This window comes from Arthrobacter parietis (genome assembly GCF_039530425.1).
Classification (GTDB): Bacteria; Actinomycetota; Actinomycetes; order Actinomycetales; family Micrococcaceae; genus Arthrobacter_D; species Arthrobacter_D parietis.
The window spans coordinates 186,021-203,586 of sequence record NZ_BAAAON010000002.1 but is presented as its reverse complement, the minus strand read 5'-3'; the positions used below and the strand labels follow the sequence as shown (position 1 = coordinate 203,586).

Annotated in this window: 11 protein-coding genes; 8 read left to right on the top strand and 3 right to left on the bottom strand. The window is 64.4% G+C overall.

Annotated elements, in window-relative coordinates; translation table 11 throughout:
• Window positions 1-13 precede the first annotated feature (13 nt).
• From ABFX19_RS09095 to ABFX19_RS09075, 5 genes are all read left to right on the top strand, one after another.
• Complete coding sequence (locus ABFX19_RS09095; RefSeq protein ID WP_277358462.1) at window positions 14-1,213, top strand: sensor histidine kinase; 1,200 nt, start codon at window positions 14-16, stop codon at window positions 1,211-1,213.
• Complete coding sequence (locus ABFX19_RS09090) at window positions 1,214-1,906, top strand: response regulator (protein WP_277358461.1); 693 nt, start codon at window positions 1,214-1,216, stop codon at window positions 1,904-1,906.
• 111 nt (window positions 1,907-2,017) lie between these two features.
• Window positions 2,018-2,785, top strand: a complete 768-nt coding sequence (locus tag ABFX19_RS09085; protein WP_346028146.1) for an ABC transporter ATP-binding protein — start codon at window positions 2,018-2,020, stop codon at window positions 2,783-2,785.
• 2 nt (window positions 2,786-2,787) lie between these two features.
• A complete protein-coding gene (locus ABFX19_RS09080; protein ID WP_346028145.1) occupies window positions 2,788-5,265 on the top strand; it encodes an ABC transporter permease in 2,478 nt (825 codons plus the stop codon).
• A 58-nt stretch (window positions 5,266-5,323) separates the two neighbouring features.
• Window positions 5,324-5,833, top strand: a complete 510-nt coding sequence (locus tag ABFX19_RS09075) for a hypothetical protein (RefSeq protein WP_277358542.1) — start codon at window positions 5,324-5,326, stop codon at window positions 5,831-5,833.
• Window positions 5,834-5,899: 66 nt separating this feature from the next.
• Here the strand turns inward: ABFX19_RS09075 and metG are convergent, their stop codons facing one another.
• Window positions 5,900-7,468 carry a methionine--tRNA ligase gene (gene metG, locus ABFX19_RS09070; protein ID WP_056548187.1) on the bottom strand — a complete coding sequence of 523 codons (1,569 nt, stop codon included), beginning with the start codon at window positions 7,466-7,468 and terminating at the stop codon, window positions 5,900-5,902.
• 99 nt (window positions 7,469-7,567) lie between these two features.
• On the opposite strand from metG, the gene ABFX19_RS09065 reads away from it, so the two are divergent.
• Entirely contained in the window at window positions 7,568-8,110 is a 543-nt protein-coding gene (locus ABFX19_RS09065) for a hypothetical protein (protein ID WP_277358544.1), read from the top strand.
• Between the two features lie 188 nt (window positions 8,111-8,298).
• Window positions 8,299-9,282: an AfsR/SARP family transcriptional regulator gene (locus ABFX19_RS09060; protein ID WP_277358545.1), complete on the top strand. Its 984-nt coding sequence runs from the start codon at window positions 8,299-8,301 to the stop codon at window positions 9,280-9,282.
• 252 nt (window positions 9,283-9,534) lie between these two features.
• Here the strand turns inward: ABFX19_RS09060 and ABFX19_RS09055 are convergent, their stop codons facing one another.
• A complete protein-coding gene (locus tag ABFX19_RS09055; protein WP_346028144.1) occupies window positions 9,535-15,246 on the bottom strand; it encodes a peroxidase family protein in 5,712 nt (1,903 codons plus the stop codon).
• Window positions 15,247-15,393: 147 nt separating this feature from the next.
• Between ABFX19_RS09055 and lepB the strand changes: the two genes are divergently transcribed.
• Window positions 15,394-15,906, top strand: a complete 513-nt coding sequence (gene lepB / locus ABFX19_RS09050) for a signal peptidase I (protein WP_277358547.1) — start codon at window positions 15,394-15,396, stop codon at window positions 15,904-15,906.
• Here lepB and serA read toward each other — a convergent pair.
• Window positions 15,903-17,492: a phosphoglycerate dehydrogenase gene (serA, locus tag ABFX19_RS09045; protein ID WP_346028143.1), complete on the bottom strand. Its 1,590-nt coding sequence runs from the start codon at window positions 17,490-17,492 to the stop codon at window positions 15,903-15,905. The genes lepB and serA overlap by 4 nt on opposite strands.
• Between the last annotated feature and the right edge of the window lie 74 nt (window positions 17,493-17,566).

The window sequence follows — 17,566 nt, the reverse complement described above, 5'->3', positions numbered from 1 at the left end:
AGAGTGGGACGTTATGGATGCGCACCACCGGTTAGCCCGCTGGCTACGGGAGAACCAGGAGAAAGTCGACCGCCTTGTGGCGGCAGCGGCCTTCGTCCTCCTGGCGCTGCCGTACGTGCTCCTGGGTTCACCCGTCGAGTTCATGGTATCGGCGGCGCTGGTCATCCCCCTGGCCTGGCGGCGCAGTAGGACCGTCGCGGCTGCTTCGACGGTCGCGGCAGTGTCCATCGGCCAACTCCTGATCAACCAGCCGCCTGTTGCGGCCCAGCTCAGCGTCCTCGTCATGGTGTACGCGCTCGCTGCCTATGCCCCACGATGGGCAAGCCTGGGCGGTGTGGGTGTTGCAGCCTTCGGGATGGTGGCCGGCGTTGCGCAGTTTGGACTGAACCAGTACCAGACCGGCATTGCTGCTCTTCCCCTGTACGCGCTGTACATCTTCTTCGCCGTGGCCGTGGTGCTGTTGTGCTGGGCCTTCGGTGACCTTGCCCGGAACCGCAGGCTCGCGCTGCAGGCGCTGCAGGACCGCGCCCGCCGGCTGGAAATTGAGCGCCAACAGGAACGCGACCTCGCGGCCGCAGATGAACGCAGTCACATCGCCCGTGAGATGCATGACATCGTTGCCCATTCGCTCTCGGTCATGATCGCCCAGGCCGACGGCGCGCGCTACGCCGGTGCCGCGGACCCCGCCGTCGCTACCTCTACTTTGGGCACCATTGCGGAGACCGGCAGGGCATCGCTGCGGGAGATGCGCAGGCTGCTCGGTGTCTTGAGAAACGACGACGACGCCCCCACCCGCCCCCTGCCGTCCCTTGCCGATGTTCCTGATCTGATCGGAACGGTGCGGCAGGCGGGCCTTGACGTCGCGCTGACCTGGCAGGGTACTCCTCGTCGGCAGTTGGCAACGGGCGCAGAACTCACTGTCTACCGGGTGATTCAGGAAGCACTGACAAACGTCCTCAAGCACGCCGGCCCGCGCGCATCAGCGTCCGTTTCGCTGTCCTGGACCGGAAGGGGCCTGGAAGTGGCAGTCGACGACGACGGGCGCGGCGCAGCATCCGACGGCGGGTTCCTTGACGGGAACAACGCTCACCCCGGCCAGGGCATCCGTGGCATGGCCGAGCGGCTGAAACTCTACGATGGGACTGTGGAAACCGGTCCGCGTGACGGCGGCGGTTTCGAAGTCCATGCACTGATTCCCTATACGGAGGCCTGAATGAGCACCCCGTCCTCCACCGCAACCATCCGCGTTGGGCTGGTCGATGACCAGCAACTGGTCCGCAGCGGTTTTTCGATGCTGATCAACTCACAACCGGATCTCGACGTCGTGTGCCAGGCAGGCACCGGCACCGAGGCGGTCTCCGTGCTCGCGTCCACGGCAGCCGACGTCGTGCTGATGGATGTCCGTATGCCCGGCATGGACGGAATTGAGGCAACCAGGCGCATTCTCGCGCAGGCACAGGGATCCGGGCCGCGCATCATCGTCCTGACCACGTTCGACCTGGACGAATACGCACTCGCAGCCATCCAGGCCGGGGCCAGCGGCTTCCTGCTGAAGGACGCGCCGCCCGAAGAGCTGCTCGAGGCGGTGCGGACGGTTCACCGGGGGGATGCCGTCATCGCTCCGTCAACCACGCGCAGGCTGCTGGAACACGTGGCACCGCTGCTGAGGGCGCCGTCCGGAGCCAACGAACGGGCGAAGTCCCTGGTGGGGAGCCTCACGGTCCGCGAGCGCGAAGTGTTCACGCTGATAGCGCAGGGTAGGTCGAACACCGAGATCGCCTCGGATCTGTTCCTCTCGGAGGCGACAGTGAAAACACACGTGGGACACATTCTCGCCAAGTTGGGCGCGAGGGACCGCGTGCAGGCAGTGGTGCTGGCCTATGAGGCCGGCGTCGTACAGCCCTGACCCACTCATCCCGAACCGTCGCCGGTCTCATCCTCCAGTAGGAGAACGGCGCGGCGAAGAACCTCCCGCCGTCCGATCCGCGGTAACCCACGCATTTCATAGCGTGGAGGCATGACACCGAATCTTTCGACGGCCGCCGCGCCGTCCTCCGTTTCCGCCGCAGCGGTTGCTGCCGAATCCATCAACAAGTCCTACGGCCGGGACAACACCACAGTGCACGCTCTGCGCGATGTCTCCGTCAGTTTTCCGAGCGGACGATTCACCGCCATCATGGGCCCCTCAGGCTCCGGGAAGTCCACGCTCATGCACTGCCTCGCCGGCCTCGACACTGCCGATTCCGGCCGGATCCTGCTGGGCGGCACGGACATCACCGGACTGAACGACGCCGAGCTGACGCGGCTGCGACGCGATCGCGTGGGATTCGTGTTCCAGTCCTTCAACCTGATCCCCACCCTTACTGCGGAACAGAACATCACTCTTCCCGTCGCGTTGGCCGGCAGGCAGGTGGATCGCGAATGGCTGCAGCAGATCTGCACCATCCTCGGTCTGACCGACCGGCTCAGCCACCGTCCACATGAACTGTCCGGTGGGCAGCAGCAGCGGGTGGCGGTGGCACGCGCGCTGCTCACCCGCCCGGATGTCATTTTCGGCGATGAGCCGACCGGCAACCTCGATTCCCGTTCGGGAGCGGAGGTGCTGGCCCTCCTGCGGCGCAGTAGCCAGGAGATGGGACAAACCATCATCATGGTGACCCACGACCCGGTTGCGGCTTCCTACGCCGACCGCGTCATCCTGATGCAGGACGGCGCCCTGGTGGGGGAACTGGAACGAAGCACCCCCGACACCATCCTCTCCGCCCTCTCACAGCTGGGAGCCTGACCGTGCTGGCTGTTGCCCTGTCCCAGGTTTCGCGGCATGCCCGCCGCTACATCGCCGTCGGGCTTGCTGTCATGCTCGGCGTCGGCTTCCTTGCCGCCACCCTGATGGTCGGCGCCACCACTACTGCAACTCTTCAGAACAGCATCGGTGCGGAGTACTCCAAAGCCGACCTCGTGGTGACCTCGGCTGACGGCTCCTTGCCGCCGGCAACGGCCGACGCTGTTCGTTCAGTAACCGGAGTCGATGTGGTGCATGCGGAACAGCAGGGGTATTTTGTGCTCCGGGCCGGCACCGCAACAAACATGGCGAATCTTTCCGCGCTGGCACCGCCCGTACTGGAAGGCCTCGTCCTGCAGGAAGGCAACCTGCCCGAATCCGACGGCCAGGTGGTGATTGACGCTGCGTCGGCTCAACAACTCGGTGTGGAAATCGGCGACACAGTGCAGGGCGCGGCTCTTCGCGAGGGCACCCTCGAGGAAAACCTCGCAGCATGGGGTACCGGGCTGACGGTAACCGGGTTCAGCGAACCGTCCGCCCACCCTTTCCTCTCCGGGGCCATCGCGCTCCATGCCGTCCCGTCCCAGGTCGATGAACTGGTTCCGGAGGGTGCAACGACACAATTGCAGCTCACTCTCACGGATTCAGCCGAGGCGGCACAGGTGGGAACCGCCGTCGGCCAGGTGTTGGCGGACGCCGGTGCTGACGCCAGCGTGCTCACCGCAGTCGAACAGACGACCGAGGACGTCGCTGCCCTGTCCGGCGGACAGGACCAACTGACCATCGTGCTGCTGGCGTTCGCCGTTGTCGCGGTGATCGTCACGGCTCTCGTGATCGCCAACACGTTCTCGGTGCTCGTCGCCCAGCGCACGCGGGAACTCGCGCTGCTGCGCTGTATCGGGGCGGGCCGCGGGCAGATCCGCCGCTCGGTCCTCCTGGAAGCCGCGGTGGTCGGCACGGTGTCCTCCGCGCTCGGGGTACTGCTCGCCGCAGGTGTGATGTGGGTGCTCGTGTCCCTTGCACGCACTGTTCCAGGCAGTGAATTCGCCACCCTCGCCGTGCCGGCATCGGCTGTCGTGGGCGGCATGGTGGTTGGAATCCTCATGACCATCGCAGCCGCCCTCGTGCCGGCACGGGCAGCCACCGCCGTCGCTCCACTTGCCGCGCTCCGGCCGGCCGAACACGCCGGTGTCACCACCCGACGCGGCCGGATCCGCCTGGGAATCGGTGTGCTGGCGGTCGTGGCAGGCAGCGCTCTGCTCGCGGTCGGAGCCGCTCAGGCCAACCTGTTGCTGGCGTTGCCCGGAGGTGCACTGTCCTTTCTCGGATTCCTGCTCTGCGCCGGCCTGTTTGTCCCGGCACTCGTCACGGGCGTCGGCCGGCTTGCCTCGCCGCTGGGCGTACCCGGGAAGCTCGCTGCGGTGAACGCAGTACGCAATCCGGCGCGAACGACGGCGACCGCAACGGCCCTGCTTGTCGGCGTCACCCTCGTCAGCATGATGATGGCCGGAGCACAGACATCGCGGACAGCGTTCGATGACGCCCTGGCGCAGAACTACCCGGTGGATCTGGCCGTGCAGCTTGAAGGCGGAGAAGACCCGGATGCTGTGAGTACCCTGCAGGCGCTGGAGGGCGTCGACGCAGTGGTGCAACCCATGCCGGTGGGCCGCACCACAGACGAAGCAGGCGGGCAGACGGTCTACAGTCTCTCGGCAGCCGACGCGGAAGCGGTCCTGCGCTCGGAGACCGCCTACCCGCAGGACGGCGAAGTGGTGATGCCGGACGGCACCGCAGTGACCGAACTCGAAGTGGCCGGGTCCTCAACTACCCGCCTTCTTCCCGTGAAGGAAGCCGAAAGCCGAACGATCGTTCCCCTCATTACGCCGGCCACTGCAGAACAGCTCGGGCAGCTGGAGGCAACGGACACGGGTGGAGTTCTCTGGCTGAAGCTGGACGACTCCCTGGGAACGGGTGAGATCATGCAGCTTCGGACGAGCGTTGTGGACGCCCTGGGCGTGTCCGAGTATCTCGTCTCGGGAGCAGCGCTGGAACGCGCAACCTTCAACCAGATCATCGATGTGCTGCTGCTTGTCGTCACAGCTCTCCTGGCGGTCGCCGTATTGATTGCGCTCATTGGTGTAGCCAACACGCTCTCCCTCTCGGTGCTTGAGCGCACACGCGAATCGGCACTCCTTCGGGCGCTGGGGCTGACCCGGGGCCAGCTGCGCGGCATGCTGGCAGTGGAAGCCGTACTGATCGCCGGAGTGGCAGCGCTGATCGGGATCGTACTCGGAATGCTCTACGGCTGGCTCGGCGCGCAATCGGCGCTGGGCATGGTGGCTGTTGTGACGCCGTCGTTCCCGTGGCTGCAGCTGGCAGGCGTGCTGGTTGTCGCTACCGCTGCGGGACTGGCGGCATCAGTACTGCCTGCCCGCCGCGCGGCGCGGCTCTCCCCCGTCCAGGGATTGGCCGTGGAGGGCTGACCTGCAAGGATTGCTTCACGGTCCGCGCACTCGGGCCGTGAAGCAATCAGGAGGACCGGTGAAGAACCCCACTCGGGAAGAACGGCAATGGCTGTTTCGCTATTTGGAGGACCATCTCCTCGGAGCGACCGGCGGGGTGCGTCTCTTTCAGGCAGCTGCCCAGACCTGGGAGGGCACACAGCACGGGCGCACGCTGTCCCGCCTCCACGACGAGATTGACCACGAACGCAGTGAGCTCCTCACCTCCCTGCGCTCTCAAGGCCACCGTCCGAACCCCGCAAAGATGGTCTTCGCGCATCTCAGCGCTGCCGCCGCCCGCCTGAATCCCCTCAATGTGAGCAAGGCGGAGAACGGTCCGGGGGCACAGCTGGAGCTGGAGGCACTCCAGAGCCTCGTCCGCGGGAAGGAAGCGCTGTGGGAGACCCTCCTGGCGCTGCTGGACGACGGCTGGTCCTTCACCGGATACGACCGCGAGCGCCTCACCCAGCTTGCAGAGCGGGCGCGCGGACAACAGCGGGAAATTGCAGCCATCATGGTGAGCACGGCCGCCGAGCGTTTCCGCGCGTGACCCGCGTTGATTTGTCAGGACACGCCCCGTTAGCCGTCGCTATAGGGGTGTGTCCTGACAAATGAACTAGTCTTCCGCGGGCTCCTCGTACTTCGGGAAAATCGGAGCAGGCGCCGGTAGGGCAATGCCGGGCACCAATGGAGTTGCGATCGCGCTGAAGCGGCGGGCGCCGTCGTCGTTCACGGTGCCCTGGCCCAGAACCGTGAGCAGCTTCGCGGCGCCGTCCGGCATCACCGGCTGCACCAGGATTGATACGATCCGAAGGATCTCCAGGGTCACGTAGAGGACCGTGTTCATGCGGTCGAGGTCAGTCTTCCGCAGCACCCAGGGCTGCTGCTCGGCGAAGTACGCGTTCGTGTCTCCCAGGACCGCCCAGATCGCCTCGAGCGCGCGGGACAGCTCCTGCTTGTCATATGCGGCCCGGCAGGTATCCAGCAGCGTGTTCGCCGCAGCCAGGATGCGCTGGTCCGCCTCAGACAACGACGACGGCGCAGGCACCAGCGAGTCACAGTTCTTCGCCACCATGGACAGGGACCGCTGCGCAAGGTTCCCCAGGTTGTTCGCGAGGTCCGAGTTCATCCGGGTCACGATGGCCTCATGGCTGTAGGAGCCATCCGCTCCGAAGGGCACCTCGCGCAGCAGGAAAAAGCGGATCTGGTCCCGGCCGTACTGCTCCATCCAGTCCTTCGGCGCAATCACGTTGCCCAGGGACTTGGACATCTTCACGCCCTTGTTGTGCAGGAAACCGTGGATCATGACCCGCTTGGGCAGCTCAATGCCTGCGGACATCAGGAAGGCGGGCCAGTAGATCGCGTGGAAGCGGGAGATATCCTTGCCGATCACGTGCACGTCTGCGGGCCAGAACCTGCGGAACTGCTCCGACTCGGTGTCCGGGTAGCCCACCCCGGTCAGATAGTTGGTGAGCGCATCCACCCAGACGTACATGACGTGCTGGGGATTGCCGGGCACAGGTACACCCCAGTCGAAGGTGGTGCGGCTGATCGAGAGGTCGTCCAGACCCCGCTTCACGAAACTGATGACCTCGTTGAAGCGGGATTGCGGTGCGCCGAATTCGGGCTGCTCCGCGTACAGCGCCAGTAGACGGTCCTGGTACGCGGATAGGCGGAAGAAGTAGCTCTCCTCCTCCGTCCACGTCACCTCGGTGTCCGTGTCCTTCGAGTAGCGGATGCCGTCCTCGCGGAGCTCGGTCTCTTCCTCGGTGTAGTACGCCTCGTCACGCACCGAGTACCAGCCCGCGTACTTGTCGAGGTAGATGTCTCCGGCCGCTTCCATCCGGCGCCAGATGTCCTGCGAGGCCGCGTAATGGTCCTCATCGGTGGTCCGGATGAACCGGTCGTAGCTGATGGCGAGGTCAGCGTGGGCAGCCTGGTAGACCGCGGCGTTCCGGTCCACCAGCTCCTTCGGCGAGATCCCCTCTTTCTCCGCGGTCTGAGCAATTTTCATCCCGTGCTCATCAGTACCTGTCAGGAACATGACGTCATAGCCGTCCAGCCGCTTGAAACGCGCGATGGCGTCGGTGGCGACATACTCATACGCATGCCCGATGTGCGGCACGCCGTTGGGATAGGTGATGGCTGTAGTGATGTAGAACGGGGGTTTCTGCGCAGAACTCACCCTAGAAAGTTACCCTGCCGCCGTGGGGTTGTCGCATCATTGCGTTGCCTGGCTCCTGCGATCATGGTTTTCCCATGGTGGGGAGCGAACACTACTTGCATGGCACAGCAACTCGACGACCGCCGCGTCGCCCACCGCGCTTCCCGCCCCCGGCATCGGATGCTCATCCCGGCCGCGCTTCTGATCGGCGTGCTTGGCGGCGCAACCTGGGTACTCACCAACAATGTTGAGGAGGAACCTGCCGCGATGCTGGGTGCATCGGACACTGTGGACGGCGGAATTGCCCGGATCAACGGAATACTCCCGCTCGAATCCGACGGCTGGGTGCCTCCGTCCAACGGGGCTGCCCTTGAGACCGCAGTGCCCGACGGCGCGCATCGCGTCCGCGTGCTGCTCGAACTTACTGCGCTGGAACCGGAAGGCATCGCCTTCAGCGCCGCCGACTACTTCGTCGACGGGCTTGGCACCGGGGAACCGCACGTCATCTGGGCATCCCCGTCACAGCACATCGCGGAACAGGGAGAGACGATTGATGCCACGCTGGTCTTCGAAATTCCGAACAAGGCGCTCGCACTGGTACTCAGTGACGACGGCGAGGCGCGGCTTTCGCTCGGAACTGACCACCACACGGCCGGTCAGTGAGTGGTCCTGAGTAGCCTTAGCGGCTACTCAGGTAACTACCCTGCCGCTACGCCGGGAAATTCGAGTAGTGCCCCCGAATCCTTCGGAATCGGGGGCATTTTTTCGGGTAGGGCCTACTCGTGATCCCCGTTTCTCCAATCCCTAGGTTTGATCTCGTCATCACAAGCACGAAAGACGAGGTCTCGCTCATGTTGCAGTCAGACGCATTTTCACCGGCACATTCGGGTTCCCCCGCGGACGCACCAGGCGTGCCGGCTTTCCTGACCGTCCAGCTGATCGGCTCGCTCCGTATACGGCGCGGAGACACAGTGTTGAACGCCCGGACCCTCGGCGGGCCGAAGCCGCGCCAGATCCTGGAGATCCTCCTCCTGAGCCTCGGCACACCGGTCTCAAAGGACCGCCTGATCGAGGTCCTTTGGGAAGGACACGCACCTGCTGAAGCCCTTCCGACCCTTGAAAGCTACGTCAGCGTCTTGCGCCGGAACATCCAGCCCGGCAGCGGCAAGCAGGGTCCGCTGCGCACCACGACCGGCGGTTACGTGATGGACGCAACCATGGTGGACCTGGACGTCTTCCGCTTCGATCAGCTCCTGCGGCAGGCCCAGCAGAGCGCGCCGGAAGCAGCGCTCAAACTCCTTCACGAGGCACTTACACTCGCCACCGCTCCCCTGCTGGGCGACGAGCTCCTCCCAGCCTGGGCAGAAGACGAGCGGGAGCTGCACAGCTCCCGGGTCCTTGAGGCAACGGTGCTGGCAGCGGAAACCGCCTCAGCGGTCGGTGCAGTCTCCGAGTCGATCGACTGGGCCCAGAAGGCCCTCACCATGGACCCGCTCAATGAACGTGCATGGTTGGCCCGGGTTGCCGGCCTCGAGCGCACAGGACGCTACGCCGAGGGCCTGCAGAGCTACGAGAAGTGCCGGCGTGCAATGGTTCGGGAGCTGGGATGCGCACCCGGACCCGGGCTGAAGGCAGCGCATGCCCGCCTGCTGCAGGCCACTGCAGAGAGCGAAGGCGAACTGTCCGACGTCCTGTCCGCTCTGCTTGTGCTTCACGGCCAGCTCAGCAGGACCACCGCACCGGTGGCTGCAGCTCCGCAGAACGTCCGGCAGTCTCTGCGGGACGCCACAGTCGTCATCAACTCCTTCCTTGTGCGGGCGATGTCCGCAGCGTAGGAGAGTCCCGGTTAGAGGTATCCAAAGAGGGTTTCCCCCCAGTCGGGTGGGAAACCCTCTTTGTGTGTCGGAAAAGCAAGCCGGCGCGTGCTGTTGCATGACACGTGAACCCCGCTGACGCATCGGCACGTCGCCGGCCGTGCTCAGGGGCACTTTGCTACTGCCTGCCCTGGCAGGAGCCCACGCACGAAAGGAAGGACCATGGCGGGGATTCCCGCCATGGTCCTTTCGTCTGGGAGTGGCCCTACCGCATCAGGTGATCAGGTAGTTGCCCCACCCGTTGCCGATCTGCGTGCGGCTTCCAACCCGTCCGGTTCCTGTGCCCGGGTAGAGCCACAGCCTGCCTACGGAGTCGCGAGCCACGACATCGGAACGTGAGTCCCCGGTGAGGTCACCGATTCCCACCAGTGAGTACCCGTTCCAGCCGCTGCCGAACAGTGAACGGCTCTGGAAGCCGCCTCTGCCGTTGCCGGGGTACAGGAACAGGCGTCCTGTGCTGTCGGCTGCGATGATGTCCGAGCGGGCGTCGCTGTTGAAGTCACCGACACTCGCAATCTGGAAGCCATTCCAGCCACTGCCTGCCTGGCTGCGTGACTGGAAGCCGCCTGATCCGTTGCCAGGGTACAGCCACAGCCTGCCGTTGGAATCCCGAGCCACGAGGTCAGACCGGTCATCTCCGTCGAAGTCACCAGGAGCGGTCAGTGTGTAGCCGCCCCAGCCATTGCCGATTTGAAGTCCCCTCACAAGCCCCGCAGCGCCGGTTCCGCGGTAGAGCCACAGCCGCCCGGTGGAGTCCGAGGCGAGGATATCCGCGTTTCCATCGCCGCTGAAGTCGCGGGTGGCAATGATGCTGCGCATCCCCTGCCATCCTGTTCCCATCAGCGACCGGGTCTGCAGCCGGCCTGCTCCGTCTCCCGGGTACAGCCACAGCCGCCCGTTGGGGTCACGGGCAACCAGGTCGGCAATGCCGTCGCCGTCGAAGTCTTCGCGCAGCTCCGGCCGGGTGGGGGTAGCTGCGGCTGACAGGATTGAGAACTCCCCGGCACCCAGTGCGTTGACTGCCCGTACTTGGAACCGGTAGGCCGTTTCATTGGCAAGCCCGGTGATCTCGAGGCTCGTGGCGGTTGCACCCGCTGTCCTCGGCGCTCCCACGGGCTGTCCGTCAGCGCCGAGGACCTGGACTGCGTATCCGGTGATCGCGGATCCGCCGTCGGTATCCGGCGCACTCCAGCGGACAGTCACCGATCCATCCGCCGCGGTCACTTCACCGAGAACCGGAGTTCCGGGGACTGATCGTGGAGTGACGGCTGCCGAGGCTGCAGAAGCTGCACCCTCGCCATGAGCGTTCACTCCAAGGACCTTGAAGCTGTACGCCGTGCCGTTTGCGAGGCCGGTGACTTCCGTCGTCGTCGCTGTGCCGGTGAGCGAAATCGTCTGCACGAGGGTTTCGCCAGCGAGCACCTGCACTTTATAACCGGTGATCGCGGTGCCGGCGTTGGCAGCCGGGGTGCTCCAGGAGAGCGTGGCGATGCCGTTGCCGGCGACGCCTGTCACGTTGGTCGGCGCGTTGGGCACAATGTCCGGGACAACCGCTGCGGAGAGCGGCGAGAAGGCACTCGTTCCCAGTTCGTTGGATGCCCGGACCTGGAAGCGATAGGCCTGACCGTTTGTCAGCCCAGTCATCACCGTGCTGGTTTCATTGCCGGGAACCTGGCGGAGAGCGCCCACCGGTGCACCGTTTGCGTCCACTGCACGTACCTCGTAAGTGGTGACCGGGGAAACCGGTGCACCCCATTCGACTGTGGCAGAGCGGTCGCCTGCAACTCCTGCGGCGATCTCCGGGACACCGGGAGCCTGGGAATCCGCGAACAGGAGCTTCTCGATGTTCCGCAGGGTATCCACGCCGTCGCCGTCACCCAGCGGGGGAAGTGCATCGGGATCATCGCCGAGATGCGTCACCGTGGTGACGCTTCCCGGAGCCCCCGGGACAGCACCCGTCGGTACGGTGGTCACTGTGTAGTTCTGCTCCAGGTCCGAGAAGACCGCAGCGTCCGCATCACCGGCTTTCCCTGCGTTGACGATCTCACGCACAATGACGATGTCTCCCGGATCAACAACACCGGCGAAAACAGCGGCCTGCAGGGTCCGTGAACTGTCAGCCAGGTAAGGCTTTTCAATACTGTCAGTGCTGCCGATTTCCGTAGTCGGGTCGGCGGGATCAGTGCGTACGCTCATCCGGACGCGCAGTTCCTTGTCGCCGTCGAGGATGTCGTTGCCGGACCTGCCCTCGAGCACATCCGAGCCGGCACCACCGAGAATGATGTTGCCCTCTCCCCAGATGCCGCCGTTATCCGTGACACCTGCGGGAAGCAGTTCGCTCAGGCCGGTGATTCTTGCGACTCCCTCGGCGTCCAGCCAGTTCTTGCCGGATGTTCCTTCGCCCTCGACCAGCCGGGGAACAACGTCGTCGCCGCGAAGAACATCATTCTTCGCCGCTCCGGAGAGCCCTTCCACCTCTGCATAACGGTCGCGCAGCACGTCCACGGGAAGCGGCACGCCCAACAGGTTACGAGTCAGGTCCGTGTCCGCCGCCAGGCCGTCGACCTGGTGCGAGGTCCAGTCGAAGCCCGCAGCACCTGCATTGCGCTCGATGCCCGGGTCGGCCAGCATGATGTCGTCGCCGCCTTCGGCATCATAATCATCGTCACCGTTCTGGCCCATCAGGACGTCATTGCCGGGTGTGTTCGGATCGTCGAAGAACGGGGCACCGCTATCTCCCATGAGGAGGTCGGCACCGTCCCCGCCCTGGAGCCAGTCGTCTCCTGCGTCGCCGCGGGAGAGGTCGTTGCCTCCGCCTGCAATCAGAAAGTCGTTGCCCTCGCCGCCGAACGAATCGTTGGTATTCGCTCCGCCGTTGATGAAGTCGCTACCGCTGCCGCCGAGAACGAGATCCAGTCCTGGGCCGGCGTCCAGTGCATCATTGCCCGGACCGCCCTTCAGTACGTCATCACCCGCGGAGTCGGTCACGATGTCATTACCCTCGCCTCCGAGGGCGGTGTCAGCGCCGTCGCTGCCTTCGATGACATCGTTGCCGCCGTTTCCGAGAAAGGTGTCATTGTCGACGCCGCCCCAGATGCGGTCAGCTTCTGCGGTTCCGTTGAAGACGCTCTGGCCGTTGATGCCGGCCGGGTCCTCCGAGTTGGTGGTGCGGTAGCGAATGGTGCCGTCCGGCATCCGGATCAGCAGGGCTTCCTCGTTGCACTCGGAACGCGGATCGTCCAGCACCGTGGTGCCGTTGAACTGCAGCCGGCCAAGTTCGAACTTGCAGTCGGAGGTGCCGAACACGTCTGCCTTCAGCGCAGTGGCGCTGGTGTTGCGCATGATCATTTCGGCGAAGGAGTTGCCTTCCAACTGACCCAACAGGTTCATGCCCGGCGTGCGGACCAGGTAGTAGAAGCGGTCGCCGTTCTGCAGGTCCAGCATCTGCTGCTCGAACACGTAGTTGAACGTTGAACCGAGCAGGCCGCCGAAGAGGTTGGTGCGCTCGGCGAGTCCACCGACCCAGAGATCGATCTGGTTCAGGCCGGTTTCCTTGTCAGCCCAGGTACCTACGCCGCCCATGAAGTCCGCGGCGTCTGCGGGGACGGTGCCCTCTGCAGCATCGATCGGCGGGTTCACGATCAGCTGTGCTGCATCCCGCTTGCCCTTCAGCGTGGTTGCGACGGTGATGCTCGGGTGTTGACCATACGCCGCCACAAAGTTGACCAGCGACTCCGGGTGCTTGAGATTCAGGCCGAAATCGATCCAGTTCACGTACGGCTTGAGCTGGCTGTCGTTGGTCTTGTTGTAGATTTCCTTGCGCAGGTTGTTCAGCGACGGAATGCCCGTTTCACGGGCACGGGCGATATTGATGGCGGCCAGGTCCAGCGGAAGTCCAAGCAGGTTGTTCCGCAGGGTGTCGGTAACAAACTCGTCGAGCTCGTTGCCGACCTGGTCTGACATACCCATAGCAATGGATCCGGCTGCGTCTTTAGCTGAGAGCGGCTCGGTGCCGCCGCCGTCGTAGTACATCGGCGGGTTCAGGAAAGCGTCCAGCAGCGGCACATCGTTTGTGGAGCCGTCGGCATTCGTCCGGGACACGGTATCGGTGAGCATCGAGTGACCGAAGCGGTACACGGCGTGTGCAAACTCGGCGCTGATCGCCGGGTCCACGTCGTCGTGATAGGTGGCGAACGGTTCAAGGAGCGGCTGTACCTTGCGGGCAAATTCTTCGAAGGCGAGGTGCTGGTACTCCATTTCGGTCACAAATCGGGCAGCCTGGAAAAGGCGCTCGCCATTCCAGCCGCCCGCTCCGGCAGCGCTCTTCCACTCCGCCAGAGCTGTTACGCCGCGGCTTGTTGTATCGGCGGTGAGGGTTGCCTTGATGTCCTCGAGGAGTCGGTTGTGTTCCGAGTGGAAGACCTGGTGGATCATGGTCAGCGCGACATTCTCATTGACCCGGCCGTCACCGGCGACAAAATGCGCATTCAGCATCTCGTTGTCATAGGTGCTGGTGCTCGGGGCTCCGGGAGGGTTGATGGTGTCGTCAGCATCGGGCAGGAAGTTCGCCTTCGGGACAGCATTGTGCGCGATGTCATCGAGAAAGGATTCGTTCACCCGGAGCGCGTTGGCCGGCACTGCAACCGGAGCTTCGGTGTTGCCCTCGACCATGCCGTCTGCGGTCACGTACTGCGGAAGTCCGCGCTCGGGACCCGGGATGAACTTCCCGTAGGGGTCAACGGCGATCATCGGAACACTGTGCACGTCCATATCGGATAGCTGAAGACCCAACTGACCGGCCGCCTGGGCCTTCAGCATTGCCCAGGTGCCCATGCCGCCGTCGTCGGAGGCCAGCAGCGCTCCGGTGGAGACCGGCCTGCCGCCGGCGTTGTTTGTGTACTCCCTCAGGAAAACCTGGTGGGACGGGTCCGAGCTGTAGGTCTGTGATTGGTCTACCAGTGGGCCGGTGCGGTTGGTCGCCTCGCGGACATCATCCTCCGTGCCCAACTTCCCATCCAGGCCGGGCTGATTGGTGGCGCGGGTGAGGACCATGAACCGCTGGCGAGCGGGAAGATCGTCCGCACTCGGCGTAACGCCGTCGGGCCCCGCAATCAGCGGGTCATCCGGCTGCAGCGGGATGAAAACCGCGCTGCCCGACTTATTGACCATGTCGAGGCCGTGGTCGAAGAATTGTCCGAAGATTGTGAACAACGAGTTGTACGGGGGCGAGAGGCCGACGTCTGTGGTGATGTTCGGGATGAAGAGTGTTTCACCGGCAGGCACGCAGCCCGCCGGCAGCCCTCCGGCGTCGCAGGGCACCACGCTGTCGGCGCCGCTTTGCGTGCGTACCGGGTACTGCGCTGCGGAAACCGCCGCAGGATTCGTAGAGGTCTGGTCCACAATCAGATTGCTGATGACGCGGGGGGCGGCATCGACCACGTTGCCTACGCCGTCGTAGGTCGTGGGACCGGGCTGGCGGATGATGGCGCCGTCGTCGGCATCGAGGTAATCGGGAGTGGTGAGACGGGGGAAGAGACGGTTCGACTCCGCAAAGTCTTCGCGACCTGCCTGGAGGTTGTTGCAGGAGCCATCCACCGTGCGCAGTCCGTAGGAAACCAACGGGCCGGGCACCTGATCAGGTCCGGTACCGAGCAGTGCGCCGCAGGGACCGGTCTCGCTGGTGGTGTTGCGGACATGTGCCTCAGCGATCTTGATCTGGCGCAGAATGAACGCCAAGTCGGACGTCGTGACGGTAAAGCCCTGGCCGACGGGCGCCGCCTGCGCGGGCGCCGCGACCAGTGGCAGGCCGATACCCGTGAGCATAGCCAGTGATGTGAGTGCCGAAAGCGTGCGTCGAAACGGAAAACCTGTGAGCCGCATCTGAGCAGCCGGGTGCTCCTCCGAGGCGTGTTGTGCCTTTCCCATAATTCCTCCCAAGACCTACCGACGGTCTTCCACCGGTGCCGCAAGAGTCCCGTACGAGCGTTATGAATACCTTGGAAGGTGCAGGGTTTCCCCAACCATCCGAGCGGAGGATAACGACTAACGGATGACCGGTTGGAGGACGATCGCATGGGTGGTCAGGAGGCGAGCACCGCACGAACTTCGTCTGCGCGCTGGCCGCGGTACCGCTCGCTGGCGGGACTTATGGCCGTTGTACTCCTGCTCGTCGGCTTGCGGCTTTGGGTGATCGAGCCGCTCTGGGTCTCTTCGCCGAGCATGGAACCCACCGTTCCCGAGGGGAGCATCGTAGTGCTCTACCGGCACGGGGAACCGGCGCCGGGCGCTTTGGTCTCGTTCCGGAATCCCTCCGAAGCGGGTACCGTGCTCAAACGCGTGGTGGCCGTCAGCGGGCAGAGCGTTGCCATTGAAGATGCGTTGCTCTACATTGACGGCGTCCCGGTATCCGAACCTTTTGTCGACCACGCGCTCATAGACGGCACCTACTTCGGGCCCGTCACGGTTCCTCCCGGGCATGTCTTCGTGATGGGCGACAACCGGGCTCAGTCCATTGATTCCAGAGACTTCGGTCCGCTCCCAGTCGACAGCATCGAAGCCACAGTGGTGTGGCCGCTCCCGAACTAATCCTGCAGATCCACCTCACGAGCCACTGATGCGCCGATTGCGTCCTTCAGGCTCTCCAGCGCATCCTGCGGCACGGAGCTGTCCACGGTGAGCAGCGACAGCGCCTGGCCGCCCTCCTTGCTGCGGGCGACCTGCATGCCGGCAATGTTGATCCCGCGCTCCCCCAGCACCCGGCCCAGGGTTCCGATCACACCAGGCCGGTCCTGGTACAGGATCACGAGCAGGTGCTCGCTGATCGGGATCTCGAGATCATAACCGTTGACCCCGACCAGCTTCTGAATCTGCTTCGGCCCTGTGAGCGTACCGGCGACCGAGATCTGGGACCCGTCAGACAGCGCACCGCGGATGGTCAGCACATTGCGGTACTCCTCCGAGGACTCAGTTGTGACCAGGCGCGTGTTGATGCCGCGCTGCTCGGCGAGAACCGGTGCATTGACGTAGGAAACCTGCTCGGAGACGACGTCGGTGAAAACACCCTTGAGGGCGGCCAGTTCCAACGCCTTGACGTCCAACGAGGCGATCTCGCCAGCTACCTCGACCTCGATCTGAGTGAGTGAATCATGGGTGAGTGCGGTGAAGATACGGCCCAGCTTCTCGATCAGTGGGATACCGGGACGTACTTCCGGCGCAATGACGCCGCCTGCGACGTTGACGGCGTCAGGCACGAGTTCTCCTGCGAGTGCCAGGCGGACCGATTTGGCAACGGAGATACCAGCCTTCTCCTGAGCCTCTGCCGTGGAGGCGCCGAGGTGCGGGGTGACCACAACGTTGTCCAGCTCGAAGAACGGGAGATCGGTGCTCGGTTCCTTGACGAACACATCAACTCCGGCGCCGGCAATCTGCCCTTCCTTGAGCGCGATGTACAGCGCTTCCTCGTCCACCAGGCCGCCGCGGGCCACGTTCACCACGTACGCGCTGCTCTTCATCTTCTGAAAGGCTGAGGCTCCCAGCATGCCGACGGTCTCGGGCGTCTTGGGCATGTGGATGGTCACGAAGTCCGACTCCGCAAGCAGCTCATCGAGTGTCACAAGCTGGACCCCGAGCTGGGCTGCCCGCGCTGAGGTGACATAGGGATCATAGGCGAGGATGTCAGTGCCGAAACCCTGGAGCCGGGCTGCAACGAGTGCACCGATGCGGCCAAGGCCGATGATGCCGACCTTCTTCTCGTAGAGCTCGATCCCCGAGTACTTGGACCGCTTCCACTCGCCGCCCTTCAGAGCGCCGCTGGCCTGCGGAATGTGCCTGGCGAGACTGAGGATATGGCCGACGGTGAGTTCGGCCGCGGAGATGATGTTGGAGGTGGGGGCGTTGACTACCATCACACCCGCTTGCGTGGCCGCCTTGATATCAACGTTGTCCAGGCCGACGCCGGCACGGGCGATGACCTTCAGCTTGCGGGCGGCGGCGATTGCCTCGGCGTCCACCTGGGTTGCTGAACGCACCAGGATCGCGTCCACCTCTGCGATAGCGGAGAGCAGCTTGGACCGGTCAGCCCCGTCGGTCTGGCGGATCTCGAAATCCGGTCCGAGCGCATCCACGGTTGCCGGCGAGAGTTCTTCAGCAAGGAGAACTACTGGTTTTTCCACGGGAGATCCTTCGCAGTGCGGTGGGCAGAAGTGTTCCAGATGTGTGTTCAGGAATTTTGTTCAAGTGTAGTTTG